The following is a 16,159-nucleotide window of genomic DNA, read 5'->3' as shown; positions in this document are numbered from 1 at the left end:
CCGCTCACCGGGTGTCAGGACCTACGAAGGAACGAAGATGACTGCACTGCAGAGGGACCGGGGCACCGGAAAGCCCCCCGCGCAGACCGCCGCGACCGGCGCCGCGGCTCCGACCGACCGCCGCGCCCCCCGGCGCAAGGGGGTCCGCCGGCACTGGTGGTTCACCCCCTGGCTGTACCTGCTGGTACCGCTGGCGCTGCTGGTGACCTTCACCTACCTGCCGATCGGCGACATGATCGGCTACAGCTTCACCGACTGGGACGGCATCAGCCCGGAGCGGAACAACGTCGGGCTGAAGAACTACACCGACCTGTTCACCCGGCCGGAGCTGTTCAAGGTGTTCCTGGTCAGCGGCGTCTACCTGATCGCCGCGGCGGTGCAGATCTGCCTGGCGCTGTACTTCGCCACCGTGCTCAGCTTCAACACGAAGTTCCGGAACCTGTTCAAGGGCATCCTGTTCTTCCCGTACCTGATCAACGGCGTGGCGATCGGTTTCGTCTTCCTGTACTTCTTCCAGCCGCACGGCACCCTCGACTCGCTGCTCCAACTCGTCGGGATCAACGGCAAGTTCCTCTGGATGGGTGACCCGGACCTGGTCAACAAGTCGCTGGCCGGGGTGTCCGTGTGGCGGTACACCGGCCTCAACCTGGTGCTGTTCCTCGGAGCGATCCAGTCCATCCCGCCGCACCTGTACGAGGCGGCCGCGCTGGACGGAGCCAACCGCTGGCAGCAGTTCCGGCACATCATCGCGCCGAGCATCAAGCCGGTGATCAGCCTCAGCGCGATCCTCGCGGTGTCCGGCTCGCTGGCCGTCTTCGAGATCCCGTACATCATGACCGGCGGCGCCAACGGCTCGCAGACCTTCGTCATCCAGAGCATCAACATGGCGTTCAAGTTCGACAAGTTCGGCCTCGCCTCGGCCAGCGCCGTCGTGCTGCTCGCCCTGATCCTGCTCGTCACCTGGATCCAGCGCCGCCTGGTGCCGGAGGAGAGGGTGGAACTGTCGTGACCACCGCACCCGTCGAGCGGATCCGCCGGATCCACCCGCGCTCCGCCGCCGCGAGCGGCGCCAAGTACCTGTCGCTGATCCTGGCCAGCGCCGTCGTGCTGGTCCCGCTGGCGGTGATCCTGTTCACCTCGCTGAAGACGCGCAGGGAGGCCCAGACCACCGGGCCGCTCGACCTGCCCGGCGACTGGTTCAACTTCGAGAACTTCCGGATCGCCTTCACCCAGGGCAAGATGCTGCCGGCGTTCCTCAACACCTCGTTCATCCTGCTGATCTCGGTGGCCGGCACGGTGCTGATCGGCTCGATGACCGCCTACGCCATCGACCGGTTCGAGTTCCGGCTGAAGAAGTTGGTGATGGCCCTGTTCCTGCTGGCCAGCCTGGTCCCCAGCGTCACCACCCAGGTCGCCACCTTCCAGATCGTCAACGACCTCGGCGCGTTCAACACCCGCTGGGCGCCGATCCTGCTGTACCTCGGCACCGACATCATCTCGATCTACATCTTCCTGCAGTTCATCCGCTCCATCCCGGTCTCGCTGGACGAAGCGGCCCGGCTGGACGGCGCCAACACCTTCACCATCTACTGGCGGATCATCCTGCCGCTGCTGAAGCCGGCCGTCGCCACGGTGGTGATCGTCAAGGGCGTGACCGTCTACAACGACTTCTTCATCCCCTTCCTCTACATGCCCTCCAGCGACCTCGGCACCATCTCCACCTCGCTGTTCCGCTTCCAGGGACCGTTCGGCGTCAACTGGGAGATCATCTCGGCCGGCACCATCCTGGTGATCCTGCCGACCCTGCTGGTCTTCCTCGCCCTGCAGCGGCTCATCTACGCCGGTTTCGCCGCCGGATCGAGCAAGTGACACCGCATCACCGGCGGCGCCGCACCTGCGTCGCGGCGCCGCCGGTCCGGGAGGCACGGTGGTGAGCGGACGCGTCACCATCCGCGAGGTCGCCGCGCTCGCCGGGGTCTCCGCCGGGGCCGTGTCGCTGGCCCTCAACGACCGGCCCGGGGTGTCCGGACCCACCCGGGACCGGATCCGGGCCGCCGCCGAGGAACTCGGCTGGGTGCCCAGCCAGGCAGCCCGCAGCCTGGCCCGGCTGGTCCCCGGCAGCGACACGGTCGGCCTGGTCATCACCCGGCCGGCCCGCCAACTCGGCCTCGAACCCTTCTACATGGAGTTCATCTCCGGCATCCAGAGCGTGCTGGAGGAGCGCTCGGCGACCCTGCTGCTGCGCCTGGTGCGCGACCGCGAACAGGAGATCGCCGTGCACCGCACCTGGTGGCGCAGCCGGCGGGTCAGCGGCTCCGTGCTGGTCGACCTCACCGAGGACGACCCGCGGATCCCCGCCCTCGCCGCGCTCGGCATGCCCGCCGTCGCCGCCGGCCACCCCGGTCTGGCGGGCGGCGAGTTGGCCGCCGTGTGGACCGACGACTCCGCCGCCGTCGAGGACGCCGTCCGCTACCTGGCGATGCTCGGCCACCGCCGGATCGCCCGGGTCGGCGGCGACCCCGACCTCGGCCACACCGCGATCCGCACCCGTGCGCTGGCCGCCGCCGCCCACCACCTCGGCCTGGAGCCACCGCGCAGCGTCCCCACCGACTTCTCCGGCCGGGCCGGCGCCCGCGCCACCCGGATGCTGCTGGCCTCCGCGCACCGCCCCACCGCGATCATCTACGACAACGACATCATGGCCGTCGCGGGCATCTCGGTCGCCGCCGAACTCGGCCTGCGGGTCCCCGCCGACCTGTCGCTGATCGCCTGGGACGACTCGCAGCTGTGCCGGCTCACCCACCCCGCGCTGTCCGCGATGAGCCACGACGTGCACGGCTACGGCGCGCAGGTCGCCCGCACCCTGTTCGACGTGATCGAGCACCGCGGCACGCCCACCGGCCCGGCCCCCACGCCCGTCCTGGTGCCGCGCGGCAGCAGCGCCCCGCCGGCCCGCTGAACGGCGGCCGCGCCCAGTCCCGGCCCGCCGGACCGCACCCCGCCGACTCCCGGGCCGGCCCCGACTCCTTCCGAGGGTAAGGACGTTCGGGGCCGGCCCGGGGCCACCCCGCCCACCGCACGCCCGGAGGACCCGCATGACCGACCAGCCCCGCACCACCGGCCGCCGCACCCTGCTCGGGGCCGCCGCCCTCGGCCTGGCCGCCACCCCCCTGCTCGGCGGCGCCGCGGCCGCCGCCGACCGGCCCCGCGCCGACCGCGGCAAGCGCTCCTTCGTCACCGCGGGCGGCGGCCAACTGCGCCTCGACGGACGGAAGTTCCGCTTCGGCGGCACCAACTGCTACTACCTGCACCAGCAGTCCCCGTACATGATCGACGCGGTGCTGAACGACGCCGCCGCGATGGGCCTCACCGTGATCCGCGCCTGGGCGTTCGCCGACGGCGGCGGCCACTCCTACCGGGCCCTGCAGACCGAGCCGTACCGCTACGACGAGGCCGCCTTCGACAGCCTCGACTACGCCGTCCACAAGGCCGGGCAGCTCGGCCTGCGCCTCGTCCTGCCGCTGGTCAACAACTGGCCCGACTACGGCGGCATGCAGCAGTACGTCACCTGGTTCCTCGGCCTGCCCGACGACTCCTACGGCGACGGCGCCCACCACGACCGCTTCTACACCGACGCCAACTGCCGCAAGGCGTACCGGGCGTGGGCCGAGCACGTGATCCGGCGCCGCAACCGCTACACCGGCCTGCGGTACTGCGACGACCCCACCGTGATGGCCTGGGAGCTGGCCAACGAGCCGCGCTGCCGCAGCGACAAGTCCGGCGCCACGCTGCTCGGCTGGGCGCGCGAGATGAGCGCGTACGTGAAGTCGCTGGCCCCGCGCCAGCTGCTCGCGATCGGCGACGAGGGCTTCTACGGGCGGCCGAACGAGGCCGACTACCCGTACTCGAACTACGAGGGCAACGACTGGCAGAAGCTCACCGCGCTGCCCGCCGTCGACTACGGCACCGTGCACGTCTACCCCCAGAACTGGGGCGAAACCAGCGGCAACACGCCCGGTGTCAACGCCGCCGACTGGGGTACCCGCTGGATCAACGACCACCTCACGGACGGCCGCAGGCTCGGCAAGCCCGTCGTCGTCGAGGAGTTCGGCCTCCAGCTCGACGCCGCCCGGGACATCGCCGACACCGCCGCCCGCGACGCCGCGTACCGGGCCTGGACCGACGCGTCGCTGACCGGCGGAGCGGCCGGAGACCAGTTCTGGCTGCTCACCTCCCGCGTCGACGACGGGTCGTTCTACCCCGACTACGACGGACACCGCATCATGTGGAACAACGACCCCGCCAACCCGACCCGCACCACCGCCCAGCTGTTCGCCGCCCACGCCGAGGCGATGACCGCCGCCGGCTGACCCGCCGTCCACCCGCCACCCGCCACCCGCCGCCCGGTGACCGCCCGTCGGACCCGGGCGGCGGGTCCACCCGCGAGGAGCCCCCGCATGCCCGCCACCGTCCTCTTCCAGGGCGACAGCATCACCGACGCCGGACGCGACCACACCCGCCCCGCCGACCTCGGCCACGGCTACGCCGCCCTCGCCGCCGCCGGACTGCCCGCCGGCCTCACCGTCCTCAACCGCGGCGTCTCCGGCAACCGCCTCGCCGACCTGCGCGACCGCTGGGACGCCGACACCCTCGCCCACCGGCCCGACCTGGTCTCCGTCCTGATCGGCGTCAACGACACCTGGCGGCACTACGACAGCGGCCTGCCCAGCCCCGCCGACGCCTGGGAGGACGAGTACCGCCGACTGCTGCAACGCCTGCACGCCCACTGCGCCCCCCGGCTGGTCCTGATCGAACCCTTCCTCGTCCCCGTCACCGCCGAGCAGCGGACCTGGCGCCAGGACCTCGACCCGCGCATCGCCGCCGTCCACCGCCTCGCCGCCGAGCACGACGCCCTGCTGCTCCCCGCCGACGACCTCCTCAACCAGGCCGCCCGCACCACCGGCCACCCCACCCGGATCGCCATCGACGGAGTCCACCCCACCCCCCTCGGCCACCGACTCCTCGCCGACGCCTGGCTGCACCTGGTCCGCGACCCGCACCGCGGCGGCATCCCCGACTCGGCCCGTAACACCCGGACCTGACACCCGGTGGGCGGCGCACCCGCACTATCCTCCGTGGCATGACCAGCAGCGCTCCCGGCAGCCCGCGCACCGGCGCCCGTCCGACCATGAAGGACGTCGCGGCGGCCGCCGGCGTCGGGCTGAAGACCGTCTCCCGGGTGGTGAACGGGGAGAGCGGAGTGACGCCCGAGATGGCGGCGCGGGTGCAGGCGGCGATCGAGGCGCTCGGGTTCCGGCGCAACGACAGTGCGCGGCTGCTGCGGACCGGCCGGACGGCGAGCGTCGCGCTGCTGCTGGAGGACATCAGCGACCCGTTCTCCTCCGCGCTGTCCCGGGCCGTCGAGCAGGTCGCCGCCGCCGAGGGCTGCCTGCTGTTCACCGGCTCCAGCGGCGAGGACCCGCACCGCGAACGGGAGTTGGCGCTGGCATTCTGCGCCCGCCGGGTGGACGGCCTGATCGTCGTCCCGGCCGGCGACGACCACCGGTACCTGCGGCCCGAGGTCGAGTCCGGCACGCCCGTGGTGTTCCTCGACCGGCCCGGCAGCGGCCTCGACGCGGACGCCGTGCTCAGCGACAACGCGGGCGGCGCCCGCGCCGGAACCGCCCACCTGATCGCCCACGGCCACCGCCGGATCGGCTTCATCGGCGACCTGCCCGGCATCCACACCGCCGCCGAACGCCTGCGCGGCCACCGCGAGGCGCTGGCCGCGGCCGGACTCCCCGTCGACGAGAGCCTGCTCGACTGCGGCCCCACCGACCGCGCCCGGGTCGCCGCCGCCGTCCACCGCCTCACCACCGGCCCCGACGCCGTCACCGCCCTGCTCACCGCCAACAACCGGATCACCCTCGCCGCGCTGCACCACCTCCCCGCCGAGCACCGACCCGCCCTGGTCGGCTTCGACGACCTCGAACTCGCCGACCTCCTCACCCCCGGCCTCACCGTCGTCGCCCAGGACCCCACCGCCCTCGGCGCCCTCGCCGCCCGCCGCCTCTTCGACCGCTTGGCCGGCGACACCACCGCCCCCGCCCGCCTGGAACTCCCCACCCTGCTCGTCCCGCGCGGCTCCGGCGAGACCCCGCCGTTCCATTGACGTCGCGTCAGCCCTTCGCGACCAGGTCCAGCCAGTACCGCCGGTCAGCGCCGAGCCGGTCCTCCGGCAGGGAGCTCAGCCATGTCATGAGCTCCCTGCCGACGGGGAGTTCGCCGTAGAAGCCGAACCCGATCCCCAGCGGGTCGTTCTCGGACAACCAGGAGTCCGCCGCGTCCTGGAGATGCCGGTTCGCCGTCGGGGTCGCGGTCCGGGCCCAGCTGCTCAACCACGGTGTGACCGAACCGGTGGCCACCGCGAGCGTGCCCAAGACCTCCGACGCGGCGGGCGAGGGCGACGGGTCGTCGAGGACCACCGGCCACCAGGCGTCCAGCACCTCCGCGACCAGGTCGGCGCTGTCCCAGCCGCGCCACTCGGCCGCAGCCAGGCGGGAGCCGATCAGCGGAGCGTCGACGTGGAGCGTGCCCGTGGTCAACTGCCGCAGGATGCGCGGCGCGAGACGCCGGTACAGGGCCTCGAAACCGTCCCAGTGATCCGGGTTCCTGGCGGCGACCGAGTGCAGCAGGCCGTCCGGAAGCAGATCCGGCGGGCCGGACAGCGCAGCCAGCTGCGCGGGGGTGCAGCAGTACTCGCAGCCGCCGACCGGCGGGCCGGGGCGGGCGGTGCGGCCGAGGGCGTCCAAGGCGTGGTGCAGGCGTTGCTGCGCGGTCGTCATGAGTCCCTGCCCGGGTACTCCACCGGGCGCCGCCCGGCGAAGACTGCGACGCTACCAGCCACGCGGTGCCGCCCGGCAGGGGGGACCTGACAGGATGGGGACCCGCAGGTGGCGGCACGGAGATTGGGGCAGCATGCAGCGCCGGGTGACGATCCGGGACGTGGCCGCACGGGCCGGCGTCTCCGCCGGGGCGGTCTCGCTCGCCCTCAACGACCGGCCCGGCGTCTCCGACGCCACCAGGCAGCGCATCGTCGACGCCGCACGCGAACTCGGTTGGTCGCCGAACCTCGCCGCCCGCTCGCTCGCCCAGAGCGACCGCGTCCACACCATCGGCATGGCCCTCACCCGCGGCGCGGCCGCCGGGCTCGACCAGGTCCAGATGGCGCTGATCGGCGGCATCGAACAGGTCCTCGCCGAGCGGCCGTGCGCGCTGCTGCTGCACACCGTTCCCGACCGCGACGCCGAGATCGCGCTCTACCGGCAGTGGTGGCAGTCCGGGCGGGTCAACGGCTCGGTGCTGGTCGGGGTGGTCGCCGACGACCCCCGCCTCGACCCCGTCCACCGGCTCGGCATGCCCGCCGTCGCCGTCAGCCAGCCCGCCCTGTCCGGCCCGTTCCCCGCCGTCTGGACGGACGACGGCGCCGCCATCGCCGAAGCCGTCCGCTACCTCGCCCTGCTCGGCCACCGCCGGGTCGGCCACGTCACCGGCCCCGCGACGCTCGGCCGCACCCTGCTGCGCTCCGAGGCCTTCACCGCCACCGCCGCCGCCCTCCCCGACGTCACCGCCCGCACCCTCCCCACCGACCTCTCCGCCCACGCCGGCGCCCGCGCCACCCGCACCCTCCTCACCGGCCCCGACCGCCCCACCGCCCTCGTCTACGACAACGACCTGATGGCCGTCGCCGGCATCGCCGTCGCCGAAGAACTCGGCCTCCGCGTCCCCGACGACGTCTCGCTGGTCGCCTGGGACGACTCCGACCTCTGCCGGATCACCCGCCCCCAGCTCTCCGCCCTCAGCCACGACCCCTTCGCCGTCGGCGAAGAAGTGGCCCGCTGCCTGCTCGAGTTGCTCGACAACGGCCGCGCGAGCTCCCGCCCCGCGGGCACGCCGGTGCTCGTCCCGCGGGGGACGACGGGGCCTGCGCCGCTGCGGTCGCCTGCTGCCTCCGGGAGTTGACCGCCTTCCCCCGCTCTGCGGGTATCCCGGTGCTTGCCGTTCAGTGGGTGTCGGCGGTCCGCACCACCTTCCTGGAACTGCTCGCCGCGCTGGCCATCGACTACGCCGCGGCCGGCGGGTTGCGCGCCGGGCCGGTCCACGCCCACTGCCGCGAACTGTCCCGCGCGGACCTCGACGTGATCCTCCGCGCCGGGCTGAGCGGCAGCGCCGAGGACGCCGGGCTCGCCGCCGCCGTCTGCGAGGCGTACTGGCCCGCGAACGACGAACCGGCGGCAACGGCCTGGGCGTTGCTCGCGGCGCGGGCCGACCGGCCGTAGCCGGTCACGGAGAAGGCGTGGCGGCCGGGCCCGGTGGGCTGGGACGGTGGGGCCGTGAACGAGGCCGAGCAGCGGCGGTCCCGCCCGGGCGGGCGGAGGTGAGCGCCCGGTGGCAAGCCCTGACCGCGGGTGAGTCCACCCGTGAAGCCGCGCACGCCCGGGCCGTTCCGTGGGTGGAGGGCGAGGGGGCGTCCGCCGGGTTCACGGACCCGGACCCGGAGGGCTGGTCCCGGACGAGGCGCGAGCAGCCGATCGAGTTGCTCCGGGCCGAGGACGCCCGGCGCGGACGGGCCGCTCGCGGGGCGGTTCTGCAGTGCGGCAGTGCGGAAAGCGGCGACGGGCGTGGAGGAGCGGAGGGCGTGTTGGCGGAGTTGCGGGTGCGGGTGGTGCGGTGGCTGGAGGACGAGCCGCAGCCGGGGATCGTCGAGGCGCGGTTCACGGACGCGGAGGGGCGGGAGTGGTCGCTGGTCGACAAGACCGCGATGTTCGACGACGGAGCAGTGCTGCACCCCGGGGCGTCCTACCCGGTCGAGAGGTCCACGGCGTGCACGGTCACCGGGGAGGGCGAGGACGACACGGTGAACGTCACGCTGACCTGGTGCGAGACCGCCGTCGGGCGCCGCGAGTTCACGGTGCGGCGCGCACTGCTGGTGGACTGACGGACCAGCAGGCCGGTCATGCGGCCGGCGGGGCGGCGGTGGAGCCGCGGGGGGTGAGCTGGGGGGCCTGGTCCTCGTAGCCCGAGGAGGGGCGGCCGGCGATCAGGTCGAGCAGGGTGCGGGCGGCGTGGGCGCCGTAGGCGTGGATGTCGCGGGTGAGGGCGGTGAGCGGGGGGCGGACCACCTGGGCGAGGGGGGAGTCGTCCCAGGCGACCAGGGAGAGGTCGCGCGGGACGGTGAGGCCGAGTTCCTGGGCGACCGAGAGACCGGCGACGGCGGTGATGTCGTTGTCGTAGAGGATCGCGGTGGGGCGGGCCGGGGAGAGCAGCAGGCGGCGGGTGGCGCGGGCGCCCTCCTCGCCGGTGTAGTCGGTGTGCACGGTGGGCAGCGCGTCCAGACCGAGGTCGGCGCAGGCCGCGGCGAAGGCCTCGTCGCGCAGGGCGGTGTGCACCAGGCCGGTGAGGCCGGCGACGCGGGCGACCCGGCGGTGGCCGAGCGCGGCGAGGTACTCCATGGTTTCGCGCACGGCGGCGGCGTCGTCGGACCAGACGGGGGTGAGCCGGCCGGAGCCGGAGGGGTGCCCGATGACCACGGTGGGCAGGCCCATCTCCTCCAGGGCTGGAACCCGGGCGTCGTCGCGGCGCAGGTCGACCAGGATCGCGCCGTCGATGTGCCGCTCGCCCCACCAGCGGCGGTAGGCCTCCAGGCCGCGCTCGTGGTCGGAGACGACCTGCAGGGCGAGTGAGTAGGAGGCGTCCGAGAGGACCTTCTCGATGCCGCCGATGAGTTCCATGAAGAACGGTTCGGTGCCGAGCATCCGGGCGGGCCGGCAGAGCGCCAGGCCGACGGCGGCGGCCTTGGCTCCGCTGAGTGCGCGGGCGGCGCTGTTGCGGACGAAGCCGAGCTCCTCCGCGACGGCGGCGATCTTCGCGCGGGTGGCGTCGGAGACACCGGGTTGACCGTTCAAGGCGTTGGAGACGGAGACCTTGGACACGCCCACGATCTTGGCGATGTCGGCGATGGTCGGCCGCTTCGCCGGCGGGCTCTGCTGCTGGGACACCTGCTCCACGGAACCTTTCAGGACTCACGTCGACCGTCCGTCCACTGCGCGAACGCGCGGCGCGGACCGGTTGTGCCTTCTCAAGCTACTACGCGCACCCCGTCGCGCTGTAGCCCCGGGCCGCCATCGGGAGGGCCCGTGAAACAAGCGGTTAACCGACTGTTGACAGCGTCGACGGGCGGCCAATACCGTCGTCCCGCCTTAATCGGTTAATCAACCGATCGGGCGGGCTGCCGGACGCCCGCCCCGCGCACCAGGAGCACCTCCCCACCACCCTCCCCACCCCCACTCACGGGACGAAAGGGACACGCGTGCACCAGAGACTCCACCCCCGCCGGGCCGCGCGCTTCGCGCCGACGGCCTTCCTGCTCGCCACCGCCGTCGCCGCCGCGGGCCTCACCCTCGGGCGGGCCGACACCGCGCAGGCGGACACGGCGGACGCGTTCGCCACCCGCTGCGGCATCCACTTCTGCCTGAACGGCAAGGAGTACTACGTCGCCGGCGCCAACACGTACGACCTGTTCACCTACGGCGGCAGCTACGGTGACACCGAGACGCAGTTCATGGACAAGGCCCGGATCGACGCCCAGTTCGCCAACTTCCAGGCGGACAAGGTCGACGTGGTGCGGCTGTGGATGTTCAGCCACGAGAGCTGGCACGGCTTCGAGAAGTCCAAGGGCGTCTACGACGAGCAGGAGTTCGCCGAGTTCGACTACATCGTCCAGTCCGCGAAGGCCCACAACGTGCGCCTGGTCCCGGTGTTCGAGAACTACTGGGAGGCGTACGGCGGCATCGACACCCGCCTGCAGTGGGAGGGCCTGTCCGGCGGGCAGCCCGGCCGGGCCGCGTTCTTCGACAAGGCCCGCTGCCCCGGCTGCTTCGCCTCCTACAAGAACTACGTCAGCTACGCGCTGAACCGGGTCAACCACTACAGCGGGGTCAAGTACAAGGACGACCCGACCATCTTCGCCTGGGACCTGATGAACGAGCCCCGGTACCAGGACCAGAGCGCGGCCGAGAACGTCAACGGCACCACGCTGCGGGCCTGGGTCGACGAGATGGGCGCCTTCGTCAAGTCCATCGACTCCAAGCACCTGTTGGGCGCGGGCATCGAGGGCCACGGCAGCACCTACGGCTTCGGCGGCGACGAGGGCAACCCGTTCGTGGCGGTGCAGCAGTCGCCGTACCTCGACTACACCTCCGCGCACCCGTACCCGACCGAGTCCTGGGCGAACCTGAGCCTCGACCAGACCAAGGCGCTGATCCGGTCCTGGATCGCCGACTCCCACCAGAAGGTCGGAAAGCCGTTCTTCATGGGCGAGTTCAACGTGCACAACGTGGACCGATCGGCCTGGTGGAGCGAGCTGTACGCCGACTTCGAAGCGGCGGGCGGCGACGGCAGCGCGTTCTGGTGGTACCAGGACCGCAGCGCGGACGGGAAGTTCGGCGTCTCGGCGGGTTCGCCCGAACTCGTGGTGTTCCGCGCCCACTCGGACCGGATGCGCGCCAAGTCCGGCCTGACGACCGGGACGTCGAGCCCGAGCCAGAGCGCCGGCCCGAGTCCCAGCCAGAGCCCCAGCCCGTCCGCGAGCAGTTCCCCGTCGTCCTCGCCCAGCACCCCGCCCCCGGCCGGGAGTTGCGCGGTGCACTACGGGCTCTCCGACTGGGGCAGCACCTTCAACGGCGACGTCACCATCAAGAACACCGGGACGACCGCGGTCAACGGGTGGCGGCTGGTCTTCTCGTTCCCGGGCAACCAGCAGGTCACCAACATGTGGAACGCGGTGCCCTCGCAGTCCGGAAAGCAGGTGACGGCCACCAACCCGGCGTCCTACAACACCTCGATCGCGGCCGGCGGCACCGTCAACTTCGGTTTCAGCGGCAGCTCGGTCACCGGGACGAACGGGGCGCCGACCGCCTTCGCCCTCAACGGCGCCGCTTGCACGACGTACTGACGATCCGTCGGCCTGCCGATCCGGCCCGCGGCGCCGCCCCACCGGCGCCGCGGGCCGGCCCGTCCCGGGCGCCGGCGTCCGGGACGGCCGCGGGAGCCGCACCAACCGAGCGACAAGAGGGAAGCGATGCGCAGAGGATGGGCCGCCGTGGGTTCGGCGGCCGCCCTGGTCCTGACCGGCTGCACCGGCGGCGGCGGACCCGCCCCGCTGGCGGGGGCGGTGTTTACCGCCGACCCGGCGAAGGTGTCGGGGACGATCACGGTGCTGACCAACCGGGTCGACCAGGTGAACAGCGGGCTGTTGAAGAAGTACGCGACCGAGTTCAGGAAGCTGTACCCGAAGGTGACGGTGAACTTCGAGGGGTACGCCGACTACGAGGGCGAGGTGGTCGCGCGCCTGGAGGACGGCGGCTACGGCGACGTGCTGCTGATCCCGGACAAGGTTGCGGCCGACCAGTACCCGCGCTACTTCGCCCCGTTGGGCAACGCCCGGGTGCTGGCCGACACCTTCGACTACATCGACTACGGCACGGTCGACGACACGGTGTACGGCATCGCCAACATCGGCATCGCGTCCGGGATGGTCTACAACAAGGCGGTCTGGGCGCAGGCCGGGATCACCGAATGGCCCGCCACCCCGAGCAGTTCATCGCCGACCTGAAGGCCGTCAAGGAGAAGACCCGGGCGGTCCCCTACTACACCAACTACCACGACGGCTGGCCGCTGCGGCAGTGGTCGGACGCGATCGGCGTGCCGAGCTGCGACAACACCGCCCGCGACGGCCTGGCGGACACCGCCGCGCCGTGGGCGCCGGGCGAGGACCTGCACGCGATCGACAGCCTGCTGTACACGGCCGTCCACGAGAGGCTCACCGAGGCCGAACCCCGCACCACGGACTGGGAGTTGTCGAAGAAGCTGCTCGCCACCGGGCAGGTCGCCACGATGGAGCTGGGGTCCTGGGCGATCGCGCAGATGCGGGACGCGGCGCGGGCCAACGGGGCCGACCCCGAGGACATCGGCTTCATGCCGCTGCCGATGCAGCGCGACGGGCACTTCTGCACGGTGGTGCAGCCCGACTACCGGTACGCGGTCAGCGCGCGCTCGAAGAACCCGGAGGCCGCCCGGGCCTGGCTGGAGTGGTACCTCACCCGGTCCGGCAGCGCCACCGCCGACGAGTCGATCTCCTCGGTGCGCGGGGCCCGGCTGCCCGCCACCCTGCAGCCGCTGGACGACCGGGCGGTGCGGATGATCCCGCAGACCAGGCAGAAGCTGGCGGCGGTCGGCGCGATCGACCGGGCCGCCGGGATCGGGCTCGACGCGCCGGACTACCGGCAGAAGCTGGTGGACATCGCGGCCGGAGCCGCGCCCGGCGACCTCAACGGCTACTTCGCGGACCTCGACCGGCGCTGGGCGAAGGCCCGCAAGTCCGTGGGCGGTTGATCCGCGGTCCCGGCCCGGTCCAGTGAACCGGTAAAGCTGCCACCTCGCTCCACCCTGTCAGCGGGTGGCGAGGTGGCAGTGCTCGTTCCGCATTTGCGCTAGTAAGAAGCCGAGTTGGCGTTCACTGAAACCCATAAGGAATCCACATAACCGGTTTATAGACAGCGCCGCTCCGGCGGGGTTACGGTTCTGCTCGCGCCGTACACCCGACCACCGGCCCGGCCGACTTCACCGAGGAGCCGCACGCATGAAGGACACCACCCCGCTCGACCAGGGCTGGAGCCTGCACCACGAGGGGAACCGGCTGCCCGCCGCCGTCCCGGGCTGCGTCCACACCGACCTGCTGGACGCGGGGCTGATCCCCGACCCCTACCTGGACGCCAACGAGCGGGAGGTGGCCTGGGTCGGCCGCCGCGACTGGACGTACACCCTGGAGCTGCCCGCGCACGGCAGCCGGCACGAGCGCACCGACCTGGTCTTCGAAGGGCTGGACACCGCCGCCACCGTCAGCCTCGGCGGCGTCGAACTCGGCTCCACCCGCAACATGCACCGCCGCTACCGCTTCGACGCGACCGGCCTGGACGGCGAGTTGACGGTGCACTTCACCAGCGCGTACGCGGAGGCGGAGCGGGTCCGCGCGCTGGTCGGCGACCGGCCGAACGTGTACCCGGAGCCGTTCCAGTACGTCCGCAAGATGGCCAGCAGCTTCGGCTGGGACTGGGGACCCACGCTGCCCACCGCCGGCATCTGGAAGCCCGCCCGGCTGGAGCACTGGTCCACCGCCCGGCTCGCCGAGGTCCGCCCGCAGGTCACCGTCGACGGCGCCACCGGACTGGTCGAGCTGCACGTCACCGTCGAGCGCACCGCCGGCGGCGCCGGCCGCCCGCTCACCGTCCGAGCCTCGGTGGCGGGGGCGGTCGCCGAGGCGGCGCTCGACGGGGACCACGCCGTGCTCACCCTGCGGGCCGAGGACGTCGCCCGGTGGTGGCCGCGCGGCTACGGCGAACAGCCGCGCTACGAGCTCGACCTGACGCTCGCCGACGGCGACGAGCCGCTGGACGCCTGGCAGCGGCGGATCGGCTTCCGCACCGTCGAGCTGCGCCGCACCCCGGACGCCACCGGCACCCCGTTCACCCTGGTGGTCAACGGCGAGCCGCTGTTCGTCCGCGGCGCCAACTGGATCCCCGACGACACCCTGATTACCCGGGTCACGCCCGCCCGCTACCGCACCCGCCTGCAGCAGGCCGCCGACGCCAACCTCGACCTGATCCGGGTCTGGGGCGGCGGCATCTACGAGCAGGAGGCGTTCTACGACACCTGCGACGAGCTCGGCCTGCTGGTCTGGCAGGACTTCCCGTTCGCCTGCTCCGCCTACCCGGAGGAGCAGCCGCTGCGCGGCGAGATCGAGGCCGAGGCCCGCGACAACGTGGTCCGCCTGATGCCGCACCCCTCGCTGGTGCTGTGGAACGGCAACAACGAGAACCTGTGGGGCTTCCGCGACTGGGGCTGGGAGGAGGAGCTGAACGGCGACTCCTGGGGCGAGGGCTACTACCTGGGCGTGCTGCCGCGGATCGTCGCCGAGCTGGACCCCACCCGCCCGTACGCCGCGGGCAGCCCCTGGTCCGGCAGCTGGGACCACCACCCGAACGACGTCGACCACGGCACCCACCACTCCTGGGAGGTGTGGAACCGTCAGGACTTCGCCGAGTACCGGGCCACCGTCCCGCGCTTCGTCGCCGAGTTCGGCTGGCAGGCCCCGCCCGCCCACGCCACCCTGCGCCGCGCCCTGCCCACCGAGCAGCTCGCCGCCGACTCGCCCGGGATGCTGCACCACCAGAAGGCCGAGGACGGCAACGGCAAGCTCGACCGCGGCGTGGCACGCCACTTCGAGCTGCCCACCGGCCCCGCCGGGTTCGACCGCTGGCACTACCTGACCCAGGTGGTCCAGGCCCGTGCCATCGCCACCGGCATCGAGCACTGGCGCTCGCACTGGCCGCACTGCGCCGGCACCGTGGTCTGGCAGCTCAACGACTGCTGGCCGGTCTCCTCCTGGTCGGCGGTCGACGGCGACGGCCGGCTCAAGCCGCTGTACCACGAACTGCGCCGGCTGTACGCGGACCGGCTGCTCACCCTGCAGCCTGCCGACCGGGACGGCGCGCCGCGGATCGCCCTGGTCAACCAGTCGGCGGCCGCCTGGACCACCGAGCTTCGGCTGCGCCGGCTGGACGCCGACGGCCAGGTGCTCGCCGAGACCACCGCCGAGCTGACCGCCGCCCCGCGTGCCGTCCACCAGTTGGCGGTGCCCGCCGAGCTGTTGCCGGTGGAGGGCTCCGCCAAGGAGTTCCTGGTGGCCGACGCGGACGGCCTGCGCGCCGTGCACTTCCCGGTCGCCGACCGGGTGTTCGCCTACCCGCGGCCGGAGTTCGAGCTGGCCGTGCAGGAGGCCGGCGAGGGCGCGGTGGACGTGGTGGTCACCGCCCGCACGCTGGTCCGCGACCTGCTGCTGCAGGCCGACCGGATCGCCCCGGCCGCGACCGCCGACCGCGGCCTGACCACCCTGCTGCCCGGCGAGCGCACCACCATCCGGGTGCACGGGGCGGGCGCGCCGACCGCCGCGGAGGTCCTGGCTGCGGTGTACTGCGTCGAACCGGCCTGAACTCCGCTGCTGAAGGCTTGAGTTGATCGGCCGTCACGGGCCGGGTCCGCC

General features: G+C 72.8%; 15 protein-coding genes. 13 read left to right on the top strand and 2 right to left on the bottom strand.

The annotated features are described in order from the left end of the window. Positions 1–37: 37 nt before the first annotated feature. From BX266_RS05450 to BX266_RS05425, 6 genes are all read left to right on the top strand, one after another. Entirely contained in the window at positions 38–1,009 is a 972-nt protein-coding gene (locus BX266_RS05450) for a carbohydrate ABC transporter permease (RefSeq protein WP_099897781.1), read from the top strand. Next, the gene (locus BX266_RS05445; RefSeq protein ID WP_099897780.1) at positions 1,006–1,869 is read left to right on the top strand and encodes a carbohydrate ABC transporter permease; all 864 of its coding nucleotides are present in this window, start codon (positions 1,006–1,008) and stop codon (positions 1,867–1,869) included. Before BX266_RS05450 ends, BX266_RS05445 begins: the two co-directional genes overlap by 4 nt. Before the next feature lie 61 nt (positions 1,870–1,930). Then, positions 1,931–2,959, top strand: coding sequence for a LacI family DNA-binding transcriptional regulator (locus BX266_RS05440; protein WP_099907439.1), 1,029 nt, complete (start codon positions 1,931–1,933; stop codon positions 2,957–2,959). A 136-nt stretch (positions 2,960–3,095) separates the two neighbouring features. Next, positions 3,096–4,370 carry a cellulase family glycosylhydrolase gene (locus BX266_RS05435; protein ID WP_099897779.1) on the top strand — a complete coding sequence of 425 codons (1,275 nt, stop codon included), beginning with the start codon at positions 3,096–3,098 and terminating at the stop codon, positions 4,368–4,370. Positions 4,371–4,457: 87 nt separating this feature from the next. Continuing rightward, positions 4,458–5,102 (top strand): SGNH/GDSL hydrolase family protein, encoded by a 645-nt coding sequence (locus tag BX266_RS05430; protein ID WP_099897778.1) that lies wholly within the window; start codon positions 4,458–4,460, stop codon positions 5,100–5,102. Between the two features lie 38 nt (positions 5,103–5,140). Then, complete coding sequence (locus BX266_RS05425; protein ID WP_099897777.1) at positions 5,141–6,172, top strand: LacI family DNA-binding transcriptional regulator; 1,032 nt, start codon at positions 5,141–5,143, stop codon at positions 6,170–6,172. 7 nt (positions 6,173–6,179) lie between these two features. On the opposite strand, the gene BX266_RS05420 is transcribed toward BX266_RS05425, so the two are convergent. After that, the gene (locus BX266_RS05420; RefSeq protein WP_099897776.1) at positions 6,180–6,845 is read right to left on the bottom strand and encodes a hypothetical protein; all 666 of its coding nucleotides are present in this window, start codon (positions 6,843–6,845) and stop codon (positions 6,180–6,182) included. 94 nt (positions 6,846–6,939) lie between these two features. On the opposite strand from BX266_RS05420, the gene BX266_RS05415 reads away from it, so the two are divergent. From BX266_RS05415 to BX266_RS38035, 3 genes are all read left to right on the top strand, one after another. After that, a complete protein-coding gene (locus BX266_RS05415) occupies positions 6,940–8,022 on the top strand; it encodes a LacI family DNA-binding transcriptional regulator (protein ID WP_259464563.1) in 1,083 nt (360 codons plus the stop codon). Positions 8,023–8,051: 29 nt separating this feature from the next. Next, positions 8,052–8,339, top strand: a complete 288-nt coding sequence (locus tag BX266_RS05410) for a hypothetical protein (RefSeq protein WP_143686864.1) — start codon at positions 8,052–8,054, stop codon at positions 8,337–8,339. Between the two features lie 359 nt (positions 8,340–8,698). Further along, on the top strand, positions 8,699–8,998 hold the full coding sequence (locus tag BX266_RS38035) for a hypothetical protein (RefSeq protein WP_143686863.1): 300 nt from the start codon (positions 8,699–8,701) through the stop codon (positions 8,996–8,998). A gap of 16 nt (positions 8,999–9,014) precedes the next feature. Here the strand turns inward: BX266_RS38035 and BX266_RS05400 are convergent, their stop codons facing one another. Then, a complete protein-coding gene (locus tag BX266_RS05400; RefSeq protein WP_259464562.1) occupies positions 9,015–10,067 on the bottom strand; it encodes a LacI family DNA-binding transcriptional regulator in 1,053 nt (350 codons plus the stop codon). Between the two features lie 302 nt (positions 10,068–10,369). Between BX266_RS05400 and BX266_RS05395 the strand changes: the two genes are divergently transcribed. From BX266_RS05395 to BX266_RS05385, 4 genes are all read left to right on the top strand, one after another. Next, complete coding sequence (locus tag BX266_RS05395; RefSeq protein WP_099897772.1) at positions 10,370–12,013, top strand: cellulose binding domain-containing protein; 1,644 nt, start codon at positions 10,370–10,372, stop codon at positions 12,011–12,013. A 126-nt stretch (positions 12,014–12,139) separates the two neighbouring features. Further along, positions 12,140–12,673, top strand: a complete 534-nt coding sequence (locus tag BX266_RS39730) for an extracellular solute-binding protein (RefSeq protein ID WP_259464561.1) — start codon at positions 12,140–12,142, stop codon at positions 12,671–12,673. Beyond that, positions 12,637–13,452 (top strand): extracellular solute-binding protein, encoded by an 816-nt coding sequence (locus tag BX266_RS39725; protein ID WP_259464560.1) that lies wholly within the window; start codon positions 12,637–12,639, stop codon positions 13,450–13,452. The genes BX266_RS39730 and BX266_RS39725 overlap by 37 nt, the downstream gene beginning before the upstream one ends. 247 nt (positions 13,453–13,699) lie before the next feature. Continuing rightward, a complete protein-coding gene (locus BX266_RS05385; RefSeq protein ID WP_099897770.1) occupies positions 13,700–16,108 on the top strand; it encodes a glycoside hydrolase family 2 protein in 2,409 nt (802 codons plus the stop codon). The last annotated feature ends 51 nt before the right edge of the window (positions 16,109–16,159 follow it).

It is taken from the genome of Streptomyces sp. TLI_171, from assembly GCF_003610255.1.
In the GTDB taxonomy this organism is placed as follows: Bacteria; Actinomycetota; Actinomycetes; order Streptomycetales; family Streptomycetaceae; genus Kitasatospora.
Note: the sequence above shows the minus strand (reverse complement) of the source record. Positions and strands in the feature narration are given on the sequence as shown.